Consider the following 13,369-nt stretch of genomic DNA (forward strand, 5'->3'; position numbering starts at 1 on the left):
CTTTCAATGGCACTCGACCGTCAGATGCTTCAGTTCATGGACGGGAACGAGACGGTCACGGATGATAGTCGCATCAATTCCCGCGCCGCCGACAACGCCGACGATCGCGGCATGGGCTTCAGGGCCGACACGCCAGACATGGAGATCGGAAATGCGCGCATCTCCAGGGCCTTCGACGAGATCCTGTATTTCCTCGGCCACATGATTGTCGGTCGTATCGAGAAGGACTGCGGCGGTATCGCGCATCAAGCTCCAGGACCAGCGAGCGATCACCACTGCCCCGACAATTCCCATGATAGGGTCCATCCATACCCAGCCCAGATAGCGGCCTGCCAGAAGAGCCGTGATCGCCAACACAGATGTGAGAGCGTCCGCGAGGACGTGCACATAGGCTGAGCGGAGATTATTGTCGCCGCCATGGGCATCATGATCATGGGCGTGATCGTCATGACCGTGATGATGATGGTTACCCGACAGCAGGAATGCGCTGACGATGTTCACGCCGAGCCCAATGACCGCAATCACCGTTGCTTCGCCGAACGCGACCTTGATGGGTTCGAACAGCCGCAGGATCGATTCGACCCCGATTCCCAAGGCAATAAGGCCTAGAACGAGCGCCGAAGCGAAGCCTGCCAGGTCGCCGACCTTCCCGGTTCCGAAGCTGAACCGCCCATTGGATGCATGCCGCTTGGCATAGGCATAGGCAATTGCTGCAACACTGAGCGCCCCGGCGTGGGTCGCCATATGAAAACCGTCGGCAAGGAGCGCCATCGAGCCTGTGACATAGCCGGCGAAGATCTCGCCGATCATCATCAGAGCCGTCAGCACCACAACCCACAACGTCCGGCGGGCGTTCTCGTCGTGAGAGGCCCCCAGATACACATGGTCGTGCGTAAAGGCGTCAATGTCGCGGGACGTGGTCAATATCTCAGCCTCATTTTGCGTAGCGGCGTATGACCGCGATCAGTTCTTCCGCCCCTGCGGCGCGCTCTTCGGCCGGAAGATCGGGATGCGCCACATGCGCCCGGACATGCTCCTCAATAATCACGTCCATGAGGCCATTGATGGCCCCGCGTGTCGCTGCGACCAGATGCAGCGTCGTCGTGCAGTCCGTCCCTGCCGCCAGCGCTTTCTCAATCGCGGTGACCTGACCGGCGATACGGCGCACCCGCTTCAGGAGTTCATCATTGCCGTCGGTCAAATGTCCCATAGCATACCCCCCTATCCTATATACGGGGGCGCCGCCATAGCGATCAACTGGAAAACGGATACACTGAAAGGGCTGGTGTTCTCATTATATATCCATCATAGCGGATATATGGAATCAAAGACTGCCATCTCGGCGCTAGGCGCGCTTGCCCAAACCACGAGGCTCGACGCCTTTCGTCTTCTGGTTCGGCATGAGCCCGATGGTCTCGCCGCCGGCGAGATTGCGCGGGCGCTCGCCGTGCCACAGAACACCATGTCGGTGCATCTGGCGACCCTTTCTCGTGCCGGTCTAATTCGTTCCGAGCGTCGCAGCCGGATCATCAACTACCGCGCCGACCTCGACCAGTTGAAGGCGCTCACGCTCTTCCTCGTCAAGGATTGCTGCGGCGACACGGCGGAGCTGTGCGAGCCGCTGATCGCCGAACTTTTCCCCTGCTGCTGATGGAGTCCATCATGTCCGATCGCGTCTTCAACATCCTCTTCCTGTGTACAGGTAACTCGGCCCGCTCGATCCTCGCGGAGAGCGCGCTCACCAAGCTGGGTAGCGGACGCTTTCGTGCCTTCTCCGCCGGGAGCTATCCCAAGGGTGCGGTCAATCCCGACGCGATCGCCTTGCTCGAGCGGATCGAATTTCCAACCGATGGCCTGCGGTCGAAGAGCTGGGACGAGTTCTCCGGGCCTGACGCACCGGTGATGGATTTCGTGTTCACGGTCTGCGACGACGCGGCCGGCGAGACCTGCCCGATCTGGCCCGGCCATCCCGTCACCGCCCATTGGGGGATCGAAGACCCAAGCCACGTCCAGGGCACGGCTGTCGAGCGTGAGCGCGCCTTCGTCACGGCGCTTCGCTATCTCGAGAACCGCATCAAGCTTTTCATCGCGCTCCCCTTCGAGAAACTCGAGGCTCGCGCGCTGCAAGCCCAGGTTCGCGAGATCGGCCATGGCGAAGGTGCGAGCAGCCGTCGCGGGGATGCAGCCTGATGCCAATCGACATGATCATCTACCACAACCCCGAGTGCGGCACCTCGCGTAACACGCTGGCGATGATCCGTAATGCCGGGATCGAGCCGCATGTCGTGGAGTATCTGAAGACCCCGCCGTCGCGGCCAATGCTTGTGTCGCTGATCGACCGCATGGGGATCGCACCCCGCGCACTCCTGCGCGAGAAGGGCACGCCCTTCGCCGAACTCGGGCTTGGCGATGCGTCGCTCGGCGATGACCAATTGATCGATGCGATGATGGCGCATTCGATCCTCATCAACCGTCCGATCGTGGTGTCGCCGCTCGGCGTGAAACTTTGCCGGCCCTCCGAACAGGTGCTCGACCTGCTGCCGAACGCGCAGCTTGGCGCATTCGCCAAGGAAGACGGCGAACAGGTTATCGACGCGGCCGGCAACAGGGTCGGCGCATGACCGCCACGAGCGCGACGCCGGCCAAGCCGGCGATCAGCATGTTCGAGCGCTATCTCAGTGTCTGGGTCGCGCTGTGCATCGTCGTCGGCATCGCCCTTGGCTATGCATTGCCGGGGGTGTTCAGGGCGATCGCATCGGCCGAAGTCGCGCGGGTCAACCTCGTGGTCGCCGTGCTGATCTGGTTGATGATCATCCCCATGCTGCTCAAGATCGATCTCGGCGCGCTCGGATCGGTCAGGCAGCACTGGAAGGGCGTCGGCGTGACGCTGTTCATCAACTGGGCGGTGAAGCCATTCTCGATGGCGCTGCTCGGCACGGTCTTCCTTGGCTGGCTGTTTCGGCCGCTCCTGCCGGCCGCCGACATCAGTTCCTATATCGCCGGCCTGATCCTGCTGGCGGCAGCACCCTGCACTGCGATGGTGTTCGTCTGGTCAAACCTATGCGATGGCGACCCGACCTATACGCTGAGCCAGGTCGCGCTGAACGACGTCATCATGGTGTTTGCCTTCGCACCGCTGGTCGCCCTACTGCTCGGCGTCGCATCGATCACCGTCCCGTGGGACACGCTGCTGATCTCGGTGGCGCTCTACATCGTGGTGCCGGTGATCGTTGCACAACTTGTCCGTCGCGCCCTGCTATCGTCGGGCGGTCAGCCAACACTGGATCGGACGCTGGCCCGGCTGGGTCCGGTATCGCTCGTGGCACTCCTGACGACGCTCGTCCTCCTGTTCGGTTTTCAGGGCGAGGCGATCATCGCCCATCCATTGGTGATCGCCCTGATCGCGGTGCCGATCCTTATCCAGGTCTATTTCAACGCTGGCCTCGCCTACTGGCTCAGCCGCCGGTTCGGTGTCGCCTGGTGCGTGGCCGCGCCCGCCGCGCTGATCGGCGCCTCCAACTTCTTCGAGCTGGCGGTGGCGGCCGCGATCAGCCTGTTCGGGCTCAACTCGGGCGCGGCGCTGGCGACCGTGGTCGGCGTGCTGGTCGAGGTTCCGGTCATGTTGTCGGTGGTGAAGATCGTGAAGGCGACCCGGCCCTGGTACGAGGAGCGCGTGCCGGCATGATCGTGACCGCGCTCGAGTCCGCCGCCCTGTCCGAGTTAGCGACCGAACTTGCAGACGCCGGCCTTCCAACCAGCGATCTTGGCGGACCGGATCGTCGTTTCTTCCGGTTCGAGGACAACGTCGGCATCGCCGGATATGGTGGCATGGAGGGTGATGGACCTGACCGGCTGCTGCGATCCCTGGTCGTGACGGCGGGTCGGCGTAGCAGCGGCCTGGGCACTGCCATACTCGGGGCGATTGAAAAGGCGGCGACCGAGGATGGCGTTGCTTCCCTCTATCTGCTGACCACCACGGCCGAACCCTTCTTCCGGCGGCATGGCTATGTCCCGACCAACCGTGCCGATGCGCCCGATGCCATAACCGGATCGGCCGAGTTTCGGTCGCTCTGCCCGGCGAGCGCGGCCCTTCTCTCCAAGCGGATTGTCTGATGTCACGTCTTCGTATTCTTGCCGACCCTGATTTCCTACCGGCGCTCGATCGCGACGTGATTCGCCCTGATTTCGCGACGGGGCTCGGCTCGCTCGAGAGCCCACCCCGGATCCTGCTTCTATATGGTTCGCTCCGCGAGCGGTCGTTCAGCCGACTTGCCGTCGAGGAAGCGGCGCGGTTGCTGATCCTGTTCGGAGCCGAAGTCCGGATATTCGATCCAAGCGATTTGCCATTGCCCGATCAGGTGAAGGCCGATGACCACCCCGCCGTCCACGAGTTGCGCGAGCATGCCTTGTGGTCGGAAGGCCAGGTGTGGTGCAGCCCCGAGCGGCATGGCCAGATCACCGGCATCATGAAGGCCCAGATCGACCATCTTCCATTGGAGTTCGGCGGCATGCGGCCAACGCAGGGCCGAACGCTTGCTGTCATGCAGGTGTCGGGCGGATCGCAGTCGTTCAACGCGGTCAACACGCTTCGACTGCTCGGTCGCTGGATGCGGATGTTCACGATCCCCAACCAGTCGAGTGTCGCCATGGCCTTCAAGGAGTTCGACGAGGCCGGGCGCATGAGACCATCGAGCTATTATGATCGCATCGTCGATGTGATGGAAGAACTGGTGCGGTTCACCGTGCTGACGCGTGGGCACGCAGAGCAACTCGTCGATCGCTATTCCGAGCGCAAGTCGGCGGCCTCCAAACGGGATGCCGCAAAGGATCTTGCTACGCAGTCGGTCGCTTGAACGCATAGCCCATTGCAGGATCACCTAGACGACGACTTGGCCGCCCGTTTCGGCAGCAAGGCAACAAGCAGCACGATGGCGACAGCCAGTGCGACGGACGCCAGCGGCCTGCTCAGGGCGAGGCCACCGTGATCGATCGGTTTATCGAGAAAATCGCCCACCGCAGCACCAAGAGGGCGGGTCAGAATGAAGGCGGCCCAGAACAAGGTAATCCGGCTGATGTTCGTGGCAAAATAAGCAGCTGCTAGAAGCGCGAGCATAAGACCAAACACCGCAGCAGCACCGATGTAGCCAAGGCCGCCGGTGTCAGCGAGCCAGTCCCCGAGCGCGGTGCCGAGTGTCTGGGATATGGTGATCGTGATCCAGTAGAACAGCTCCGCACGCGGCTCATGGACCGTTTCGACGGAGATGGATCCCAGCGCTCGATACCAAGTGAACAGCGACACCAAAACCAGCGTCAATAATAGTGCAGAACCTCCCGGGTAGCCGATGCCGAGGGAGCGCGTGGCAAAGTCGGCCATCGTCGTGCCCGCTGTAGTCGACGCGATGATCGTCGCCCAATAGAGCGCTGGTCGATAGCGGGTCGCCGCGATCTGCCAAGCGACCAGTGCAATGAGCAATCCCAGGAAGATCGCGCTGCCGATGAGATAGCCAAGGTTCAGCGTCATGCTGATGGTGTCACCGGCCGTTTCACCGAGCGTGGTCGCCAGGATCTTGATGATCCAGAAGCCGAGTGTAACGGCGGGCACCTTGACAAGTGCAGTGCGGGTCGAGTCCGTCATCGGCATTGCTTATCCTTCAACCGTCCCCGCAATCATCTATACTCATTCACCCGCATCGAAAGCGGCGCGCCTCGACATTGGGATTTTGTATAGCGCCGCCAAGTTCGCCCCAATCTTGCTATCTTAAAGATGCGCGATGACGCGACCAGTCCACCCCGCTTTGTTGTTGCCAATCGTCTTGCTCCACGGTTGCGGCAGTGCCCCCTCGGCAAAGCCTGCGGCCCCGGCCAAGGCTGAAGCGGTGGCACATGAAGCCGACCTGCTGAAACTCACACTGACCAATCAGGCCCAGCAGCGGCTTGGAATCCGCCTCGTGCGGATCGGCGATGGCAGCGCGGCTCGGATGCGCGAGACGAGCGGCGAAGTCGTCGTCCCGCCGTCTGGTGCGGGTGGCGTGCCAACGGGGTCGACGAGCAACATTGCCCAGATCGGCGCCAGCCAGGCTATTGCCGATGGCGAAGTCGCGCGCACGCAGGCGCTGGTACGCCTGGCTCGGATTGCGCTCGGCAGAGCCGATGCGCTGGTTCGCGAGGAAGCAGGCAGCGTGCGGGCGCGCGACGAGGCCGCTGCAGGACTTGCGACGGCGCGCGCAGCGGCGGATGCCGCGCAGGCACAGCGACGATTGCTGGGGCCATCCGTGGGCGCGATGAGCAATCAGGCAACACTGTGGGTCCGTGTGCCCGTGTTCGGCACCGACATTGGCGGAGTCGATCGCGACCGCGCAGCGACAGTCCGGCCTCTGGGCGACCCAGTTGCTTCGCCGCGCAGCGCACGCGCCGTTCAGGCACCGCCATCGGCGAATGCAGCAGCGGGCACTGTCGATCTGTACTTCGCGCTCGACAATCGCGACCGAGCCTATCGTGTCGGGCAGCGGGTGGCGGTCGCGCTGCCGGTTGGTGGTGCGCAAGCGGGGCTGTCCGTGCCCACGGCCGCTATCGTCCGCGATATTTATGGTGGCGAATGGGTCTATCGACGCACTGCGCCCAACACTTATGTCCGCCAACGTATTGAGGTTGCCAGCGTCGCGGGCGATCACGCCTTGCTGTCACGCGGGCTTGAGCGCGGAGCCGAGGTCGTGACCGATGGGGCGGCCGAATTGTTCGGCACCGAGTTCGGGACGCCGCACTGATGCTTGGTCATCTGATCCGCGCCGCGCTGACCCAGCGGGTGCTCGTTATCGCCATGGCCGCGCTGCTCGTCGTCCTTGGCCTGCGCGCCACCAGCGACGTGCCCCTCGACGTGTTCCCCGAGTTCGCGCCGCCGATGGTCGAGGTCCAGACCGAAGCGCCGGGCATGTCGACCGAGGAAGTCGAAAGCCTGGTCACAGTGCCGATCGAGGTGGCGGTGAGCGGCGTTCCCGATCTGGCAACGCTGCGCTCGAAATCGGTGCTCGGGCTTTCGTCGGTCCAGATTCTGTTCAAGCGCGGCACGGATGTGATCCGGGCACGGCAACTGGTGCAGGAGCGCGTGACGCAGGCACAGGCCCGGCTGCCTACCGCAGCGCGCCCGCCTGTCATGCTGCCGCCGCTCTCATCAACCAGTCGCGCCATGAAGATCGGCATCACCTCGACCAAGCTGGACCAGATGCAGATTTCCGAGCTGGCGCGCTGGACGATCCGGCCACGGCTGATGGCCGTGCCGGGCGTCGCCAATGTGGCGATCTGGGGTCTGCGCGACAGGCAATTGCAAATTCTTGTGGATCCCGACCGGCTGCGAGCGGCGGGCGTCACGCTCGACGAATTACGGGTGGCGGCTGGCGATGCCGTGCTGGTCGGTGGCGGCGGCTTTGTCGATACACCCACCCAGCGCCTTGCCGTGCAGCAGACGAGCGCGATTCAGAGCGCTGACGATCTCGCACAGGCGATCGTCAAGCAGAGCGGCGATGCGCCGGTGCGGATCGGCGACGTTGCGCGCGTCGTCGATGGGTTCGCCGCCCCGATCGGCAACGCGATTATCGACGACGTGCCCGGTCTGATGCTGATCGTCGAAAAGCAGCCGACCGGCAACACACTGCAACTGACGCGCGATGTGGAAGCCGCATTGGCCGAACTCGCGCCCGGGCTGCGTGACGTGAAGGTCGATACGACCATCTTTCGCCCCGCGACCTTCATCGAGCGCTCGATCGACAACCTCACCCGTGCGCTGCTGATCGGCTGCGTCCTGGTGGCCATCGTGCTGTTCCTGTTCACCCGCGACTGGCGGCAGGCAACGATCAGCCTGGTGGCGATCCCGCTGTCGTTGCTCGGTGCGGGGCTGGTGCTGCTGTGGAGCGGTGCGACGATCAACACGATGGTCATCGCGGGATTGGTCATCGCGCTTGGCGAAGTGGTCGATGATGCGATCATCGATGTCGAGAACATCGCCCGGCGGCTGCGCCTTAATCGCGAGGCGGGCAATCCGCGCTCGGCGTTCGACGTGGTGCTGTCGGCTTCGCTGGAAGTGCGGTCGGCAGTCGTCTTCGCGTCGCTGATCGTGATGCTGGTCTTCCTGCCGATCTTCTTCCTCGGCGGCGTGGCCGGCACCTTCTTCCAGCCGCTCGCCATCGCTTATGTGCTGGCGATTGCCGCCTCGCTGCTGGTCGCGCTGGTCGTCACGCCCGCGATGTGCCTGTTCCTGTTGCCGAATGCGCCGTTGAAGGCCGAGCGCGACACCCGGCTCGTGGCTTTGCTCAAGCGGCGCTACGCGGGTGCGCTTCCCCGGCTGGTCGCGCGCCCGACACTCGCCATGGGGGGTGTCGCGGGCGGACTGCTGCTCGCGGGGCTGGGCTATGCCGGGTTCAAGGACCAGTTCCTGCCCGATTTCCGCGAAACCGATTTTCTGATGCACTTTGTCGAGAAGCCGGGGACGTCGATCGAGGCAATGGACCGCATCACCATCCGCGCGTCGAAGGAGCTGCGCGCAATCCCCGGCGTGCGCAATTTCGGCGCGCATATCGGCCGCGCAGAGGCTGCCGACGAGGTGGTCGGGCCGAATTTTACCGAACTGTGGATCAGCCTCGACGAAAATGCGCCCTATGACGAGAGCGTCGCGCGCATCAAGGCGGCGATCGACGGCTATCCCGGCCTTTATCGCGACGTGCTGACCTATCTGCGCGAGCGCATCAAGGAAGTGCTGACCGGGGCGGGTGCGACCGTCGTCGTCCGCATCTTCGGACCGGAGCAGGAGGAATTGCGCGCAGCGGCCGAGCGGGTGCGCGCCAAGGTGGCGGGCATCCCCGGCGTCACGGATCTGAAGGTCGAGCAACAGGTGCTGGTGCCGCAGATTCAGGTGATTCCGCGCCCGGTTGACCTCGCGACCTTCGGGCTGACCGCTGGCGAAGTGCGCCGACAGGCGCAAACGCTCGTCGCGGGGCAGAAACTGGGCGAAATCTACCGCGATCAGAAAGCGTTCGACGTTGCGCTGTGGGGCGAACCAGCGGTGCGCGGCGATCTGCACGCGCTGGCCGATCTGATGATCCTGTCACCATCAGGCGCGCCGGTGCGATTGCGCGATGTCGCCGATGTGCAGATCATGCCGGCACCGAACGAAGTGAAGCGCGAAAATGGCCAGCGCCGGATCGACGTGACGCTCAACGTCGCGGGCGCGGATCTGGGCGGCGTCGCCCGTGCGGTAGAAGCGGCAGTGGCGCAGGTGCCGTTCGCCACCGGCTACAGCCCGCGCGTGCTCGGCGAATATGCTGCGCTCCAGGAATCGCGCCAACGTCTTTGGACCACGGGGCTGCTGTGCCTGATCGGCGTCCTGCTGCTTGTCTGGCTCGAATTCCGTTCGGGACGGATTACCGCACTTGTCGCCTTGAGCCTGCCCTTCGCGCTCGTCGGCGGGGTGGCCGGGGTGGCGTTGACCGGTGGCGTGCTGTCGCTCGGTTCGTTGGTCGGTTTCGTCACTGTGATCGGCATTTCAGCGCGAAACGGCATCATGCTGCTGTCGCACTATGATCATCTCCGCAGGGTGGAAGGAGAGGCGTTTGGCCCCGAGCTGATCCTGCGCGGCGCTGAAGAGCGGCTGGTGCCAATCCTGATGACTGCCCTGTGCGCGGGTCTTGCGCTCCTGCCGCTGGTGGTCGCGGGCGACAAGCCCGGGCACGAGATCGAACATCCGATGGCGATCGTCATCCTTGGCGGGCTGGTGTCGTCGACCCTGCTCAACCTGTTCCTGATGCCCGCGCTTTATGCGCGCTTTGGTGAGGAGGAGCACAGGCCCCAAGCCGTGCGTGCGGGGCAGCCGGCATGAAGCGCCTCGCCCCTCTCGCTGCGCTGATCCTCACAGCTTGCATGGCCGCGCCTGCGCCGCCCCTGACGATAGCGTCGCCTGCCGCCATGGGGCCGTTCGCGGACCTGCCCATCGCATCCATCGCTCCCGTCCCTGAGAATTGGTGGCACCTCTATAACGATCCCGTGCTCGACCGCCTGGTTCAGGCGAGCCTCGCCGCCAACGCCGACTTGCGCGTCGCCTACGCCAATCTTGACGGCGCGCGCGCGGCGCTGCGACAGGCGCGTGCGGCGCGGTTGCCGCAGACCACGATCGAAAGTGCAGCCACGGTCGATGGCAGCGCCAGCCAGCCCAGCGCTTCGTCAAACGTGCCCACTACCGACTATGACCTTGCCCTGACCGCAAGCTGGGACGCCGATCTGTTCGGCCGCCTGCGCTCGGGCGCGCTGGCCGCCGCTGCGGATGCAGAGGCGCAGGCCGCCGCGCTCGATGGGCTTCGCGTCGCCGTCGCGGCCGACACGGTGCTGGCCTATATCGAGCTATGTGGCGCGACGCAGGCGCTGGGCGTCGCAAGCGCACAGGTGCGGGTGCAGGAACGATCGGTCGCCGCGGTGACCAGTCAGCTCCGCGAGGGCGAGGTTTCGCCGCTTGAGGTGTCGCAGGCAGCAAATCTGCTCGAAACCACCCGCGCGACGGTTGCGCCCTATGAAGCATTGCAGGCGAACGCCCGCTATCGGCTCACCACATTACAAGGCCGCCCACCGGCTGATGCGCGGACCGATCCGCTCATGTGTAGCGCCCCGCCGACGCTTATCGCTGCCGTCCCGGTGGGCGACGGGCAGGAGCTGCTCCTGCGCCGCCCCGACATCCGCGAAGCCGAACGCCGTCTTGCCGCCGCCGCTGCCCGTATCGGAGTGGCGCGAGCCGACCTTTATCCGCGTGTCAATCTGGGTGGCGCAATGGGGTTGCTCACCGGTAATTTCGTCGCGACTGCCTCGCCACTGATCAGTTGGGCTTTCCCCAACCAGGCCCCCGCGCGGGCACGGATCGAGCAGGCGCGGGCGACTGAGCGGGCAGCGTTGGCGAGCTGGGATGTCGCGGTCTTGCGAGCGCTACGCGAAGTCGAGACCGCTCTGGCAACCTATGATACCGAAGTGCGGCGAAACCGCACGCTGGGCGCGGCGTTGGCGCAGGCGGACCTCACCGCCCGTCGCGCCGCCGCGCGCGTCCGGCTCGGTGACGCCGCCTTCCTGCTCCAGCTCGACGCGGAACGCACCCGTGCTCAAGCTGCGCTGGCACAGGCGCAGTCCGATCTTGCTGTCGCACAAGCCCAGGTCGCATTGTTTCGGGCGCTTGGTGGTGGGTGGCAGAGCGAGGCAACGGCGCTACAGTGACGCCATGCGCATTCTGATCATCGAGGACGACGCCGACACCAGTCGATTCATCGCCCGTGGCCTGAGCGAACTGGGGCACCATGTCGTGACCAGCGCGGACGGTCGCGATGGGCTGTTCGTGGCGACCGAGGGTGGCTTCGATGCGCTGGTGATCGATCGGATGCTCCCTGGGCTTGACGGCCTGTCCCTCGTCAAGGCGTTGCGCGCGGCCGGCAACACCGCGCCGGTGTTGATGCTGACCGCGATCGGCGGCATTGCCGACCGGGTCGAAGGTCTGGAGGGCGGCGCCGACGATTATCTGATCAAGCCTTTCGCCTTTTCCGAGCTTGCGGCGCGGCTCCAGGCGCTCGGCCGCCGCCCGGTCGCGGCGGTCGAACCGGCGCGGCTGGCGGCAGGGGATATCATCCTCGACCTCCATCGCCGCACAGTCACGCGCTCAGGCCAGCGCGTGACGCTCCAGCCACGCGAATTCACGCTGCTGGCCGAGTTGATGCGTCATCCCGGCCGTGTGATGACGCGGACGATGCTGCTCGAACGCGTTTGGGATTTCGATTTCGATCCCAAGACCAACATCGTCGAAACCCACCTCAGTCGACTGCGTTCCAAACTCAATGCCGGCTTCGACACCGATGCGATCGAGACGGTACGCGGCGCGGGCTATATGATCCGCGAGACGTGATGCTCGGCTCGCAGACAAAAAGCTGGTGGCGGACAACCTTCGGCCTTGTTGCGCTGGTCGCGATCGGGTTCGGGGTCGCCACCTTGGTGGTTGGTGGTATTGCCTTCGAGGTGGTCCATGAAGAACTGGAAAAGCAGCTCGACCACCGAGTTGCCGCGGAGACCGCCGCGCTGATCGACGAGGGTGATGATGGTCCAAACGGCGTCGCCAAGGCAATCGCGCGGCGCGAAGCGGCACGGAGCACAGCCAGTCTCGACTATCGCCTCGTCGATGCAGCTGGCCGCGGCGTCGCCGGAAAGCTCGACGCAACGGTGCCAACAGAACCGGGCTATGTCGAACTGCTGCCCTATACCCGCAACGGGGAGCGACGGATTGCTCAGTCGCTGACCACACGGTTGTCGGGCGGCCACCGTCTGCTCGTCGCCGCCGACCGCGCGGTCATCGACGAGATGGACGCGACGATGATCCGCCTGTTCGCCGGGGCATTTGGCGCAATCATGCTGCTGGGTATCGGAGCTGCATGGATTGTCGGTGCGGTCACTCGATCACGCCTAGCGCGGATCGACCGCACGGCGCTGGCAATCATCGACGGTGATATGACGCAGCGAATGCCGATCACCGGCCAAGGCGACGAGTTCGATCGCGTCGCGGAAACCTTGAACCGGATGCTCGACCGCATCGGCCTGCTCATGGACAATCTGCGTCAGGTGTCGAGCGACGTCGCGCACGATTTGCGCACCCCTCTCACCCGCCTGCATAACCGGCTCGATGAGGCACTCAGCAGTGAGGATCGCGCGGTCCAGTTGTGCGCGATCGAGGCTGCGAGTGCGCAATCGCATGAACTTCTGGATATCTTTGCCGCCTTGCTCCGCATCGCCGAGGTCGAAGGATTGGGTTTAAGGGGGCAGTTCAGCGATGTCGCATTAAGCGACCTCGTCGAGGGAATCGTGGAGACCTATCGCCCCGACATGGAAGCCGGGGGCCATATTCTCATCGCGAACATTAGCCCTGACATCAATCTCAAGGGAGATCGGCGCCTGCTCCAACAGTTGATGACCAACTTGCTGGACAACGCCCTCACCCATACACCACAAGGGACCACGGTAAGCGTGACGCTGAATCGCCGAGGAGCGTCCACCCGATTGCTCGTCGTCGACGACGGACCTGGCGTCGAGGGCGACGTCACCAAACTCTTCGAGAGGTTCACGCGTGACGAGCGGAGCCGTACCACCAACGGTCATGGCCTTGGCCTCGCCTTAGTGTCAGCAATAGCGACCGCCCATCGGGGCAGTACCCAGATCACCTCACCACCTGGATTCGAAGTGTTGGTCGAACTATCGGCATAATGATCGTCCGAGCCGACACGCCTTTTTTTGACTGGCGCCATCAATGCGCCGAAATCAAGATAGTTTGAAGTTGGTACGGTACAAACCTGGGAAGAAAAGGGTAAAT

At 64.2% G+C, this 13,369-nt stretch carries 14 protein-coding genes; 11 read left to right on the forward strand and 3 right to left on the reverse strand.

Translation table 11 applies throughout. The features are described 5' to 3' along the window. Positions 1-3: 3 nt before the first annotated feature. Together dmeF and SPBM01_RS05715 are read right to left on the reverse strand one after the other, a co-directional pair. Positions 4-924 carry a CDF family Co(II)/Ni(II) efflux transporter DmeF gene (dmeF, locus tag SPBM01_RS05710; protein ID WP_188064396.1) on the reverse strand — a complete coding sequence of 307 codons (921 nt, stop codon included), beginning with the start codon at positions 922-924 and terminating at the stop codon, positions 4-6. A gap of 10 nt (positions 925-934) precedes the next feature. Next, positions 935-1,210, reverse strand: a complete 276-nt coding sequence (locus SPBM01_RS05715) for a metal/formaldehyde-sensitive transcriptional repressor (RefSeq protein ID WP_188064397.1) — start codon at positions 1,208-1,210, stop codon at positions 935-937. A 108-nt stretch (positions 1,211-1,318) separates the two neighbouring features. On the opposite strand from SPBM01_RS05715, the gene SPBM01_RS05720 reads away from it, so the two are divergent. From SPBM01_RS05720 to arsH, 6 genes are read left to right on the forward strand one after another with little or no spacing between them, the layout of a single operon-like run. Continuing rightward, positions 1,319-1,651 carry an ArsR/SmtB family transcription factor gene (locus SPBM01_RS05720; RefSeq protein WP_188064398.1) on the forward strand — a complete coding sequence of 111 codons (333 nt, stop codon included), beginning with the start codon at positions 1,319-1,321 and terminating at the stop codon, positions 1,649-1,651. 11 nt (positions 1,652-1,662) lie between these two features. Beyond that, the gene (locus SPBM01_RS05725; RefSeq protein ID WP_188064399.1) at positions 1,663-2,190 is read left to right on the forward strand and encodes an arsenate reductase ArsC; all 528 of its coding nucleotides are present in this window, start codon (positions 1,663-1,665) and stop codon (positions 2,188-2,190) included. Then, on the forward strand, positions 2,190-2,621 hold the full coding sequence (gene arsC / locus SPBM01_RS05730) for an arsenate reductase (glutaredoxin) (RefSeq protein WP_188064400.1): 432 nt from the start codon (positions 2,190-2,192) through the stop codon (positions 2,619-2,621). Before SPBM01_RS05725 ends, arsC begins: the two co-directional genes overlap by 1 nt. Further along, complete coding sequence (gene arsB, locus SPBM01_RS05735) at positions 2,618-3,685, forward strand: ACR3 family arsenite efflux transporter (protein ID WP_188064401.1); 1,068 nt, start codon at positions 2,618-2,620, stop codon at positions 3,683-3,685. The genes arsC and arsB overlap by 4 nt, the downstream gene beginning before the upstream one ends. Further along, positions 3,682-4,113: an arsenic resistance N-acetyltransferase ArsN2 gene (gene arsN2 / locus SPBM01_RS05740; protein WP_188064402.1), complete on the forward strand. Its 432-nt coding sequence runs from the start codon at positions 3,682-3,684 to the stop codon at positions 4,111-4,113. Before arsB ends, arsN2 begins: the two co-directional genes overlap by 4 nt. After that, positions 4,113-4,853, forward strand: coding sequence for an arsenical resistance protein ArsH (gene arsH / locus SPBM01_RS05745; protein WP_188064403.1), 741 nt, complete (start codon positions 4,113-4,115; stop codon positions 4,851-4,853). The genes arsN2 and arsH overlap by 1 nt, the downstream gene beginning before the upstream one ends. A 20-nt stretch (positions 4,854-4,873) precedes the next feature. Here arsH and SPBM01_RS05750 read toward each other — a convergent pair whose 3' ends face one another. Beyond that, positions 4,874-5,635: a hypothetical protein gene (locus SPBM01_RS05750; protein WP_188064404.1), complete on the reverse strand. Its 762-nt coding sequence runs from the start codon at positions 5,633-5,635 to the stop codon at positions 4,874-4,876. A 136-nt stretch (positions 5,636-5,771) separates the two neighbouring features. On the opposite strand from SPBM01_RS05750, the gene SPBM01_RS05755 reads away from it, so the two are divergent. From SPBM01_RS05755 to SPBM01_RS05775, 5 genes are read left to right on the forward strand one after another with little or no spacing between them, the layout of a single operon-like run. Next, positions 5,772-6,764 carry an efflux RND transporter periplasmic adaptor subunit gene (locus SPBM01_RS05755; RefSeq protein WP_188064405.1) on the forward strand — a complete coding sequence of 331 codons (993 nt, stop codon included), beginning with the start codon at positions 5,772-5,774 and terminating at the stop codon, positions 6,762-6,764. Further along, positions 6,764-9,865 (forward strand): efflux RND transporter permease subunit, encoded by a 3,102-nt coding sequence (locus SPBM01_RS05760; protein WP_188064406.1) that lies wholly within the window; start codon positions 6,764-6,766, stop codon positions 9,863-9,865. Before SPBM01_RS05755 ends, SPBM01_RS05760 begins: the two co-directional genes overlap by 1 nt. After that, positions 9,862-11,238: an efflux transporter outer membrane subunit gene (locus tag SPBM01_RS05765; RefSeq protein WP_188064407.1), complete on the forward strand. Its 1,377-nt coding sequence runs from the start codon at positions 9,862-9,864 to the stop codon at positions 11,236-11,238. The genes SPBM01_RS05760 and SPBM01_RS05765 overlap by 4 nt, the downstream gene beginning before the upstream one ends. Before the next feature lie 4 nt (positions 11,239-11,242). Then, positions 11,243-11,917: a response regulator transcription factor gene (locus SPBM01_RS05770; RefSeq protein ID WP_188064408.1), complete on the forward strand. Its 675-nt coding sequence runs from the start codon at positions 11,243-11,245 to the stop codon at positions 11,915-11,917. After that, positions 11,917-13,263, forward strand: a complete 1,347-nt coding sequence (locus tag SPBM01_RS05775) for a sensor histidine kinase (RefSeq protein WP_188065575.1) — start codon at positions 11,917-11,919, stop codon at positions 13,261-13,263. Before SPBM01_RS05770 ends, SPBM01_RS05775 begins: the two co-directional genes overlap by 1 nt. Positions 13,264-13,369 lie beyond the last annotated feature (106 nt).

Source organism: Sphingobium sp. KCTC 72723 (assembly GCF_014280435.1).
Taxonomy (GTDB): domain Bacteria; phylum Pseudomonadota; class Alphaproteobacteria; order Sphingomonadales; family Sphingomonadaceae; genus Sphingobium.

Bases quoted from the DNA above. Each gene is read 5' to 3' on its own strand.
- SPBM01_RS05715 (WP_188064397.1), bottom strand. From the start codon at position 1,210: ATGGGACATTTGACCGACGGCAATGATGAACTCCTGAAGCGGGTGCGC.
- SPBM01_RS05720 (WP_188064398.1), top strand. From the start codon at position 1,319: ATGGAATCAAAGACTGCCATCTCGGCGCTAGGCGCGCTTGCCCAAACC.
- SPBM01_RS05725 (WP_188064399.1), top strand. From the start codon at position 1,663: ATGTCCGATCGCGTCTTCAACATCCTCTTCCTGTGTACAGGTAACTCG.
- arsC (WP_188064400.1), top strand. From the start codon at position 2,190: ATGCCAATCGACATGATCATCTACCACAACCCCGAGTGCGGCACCTCG.
- arsB (WP_188064401.1), top strand. From the start codon at position 2,618: ATGACCGCCACGAGCGCGACGCCGGCCAAGCCGGCGATCAGCATGTTC.
- arsN2 (WP_188064402.1), top strand. From the start codon at position 3,682: ATGATCGTGACCGCGCTCGAGTCCGCCGCCCTGTCCGAGTTAGCGACC.
- arsH (WP_188064403.1), top strand. From the start codon at position 4,113: ATGTCACGTCTTCGTATTCTTGCCGACCCTGATTTCCTACCGGCGCTC.
- SPBM01_RS05750 (WP_188064404.1), bottom strand. From the start codon at position 5,635: ATGACGGACTCGACCCGCACTGCACTTGTCAAGGTGCCCGCCGTTACA.
- SPBM01_RS05755 (WP_188064405.1), top strand. From the start codon at position 5,772: ATGACGCGACCAGTCCACCCCGCTTTGTTGTTGCCAATCGTCTTGCTC.
- SPBM01_RS05760 (WP_188064406.1), top strand. From the start codon at position 6,764: ATGCTTGGTCATCTGATCCGCGCCGCGCTGACCCAGCGGGTGCTCGTT.
- SPBM01_RS05765 (WP_188064407.1), top strand. From the start codon at position 9,862: ATGAAGCGCCTCGCCCCTCTCGCTGCGCTGATCCTCACAGCTTGCATG.
- SPBM01_RS05770 (WP_188064408.1), top strand. From the start codon at position 11,243: ATGCGCATTCTGATCATCGAGGACGACGCCGACACCAGTCGATTCATC.
- SPBM01_RS05775 (WP_188065575.1), top strand. From the start codon at position 11,917: ATGCTCGGCTCGCAGACAAAAAGCTGGTGGCGGACAACCTTCGGCCTT.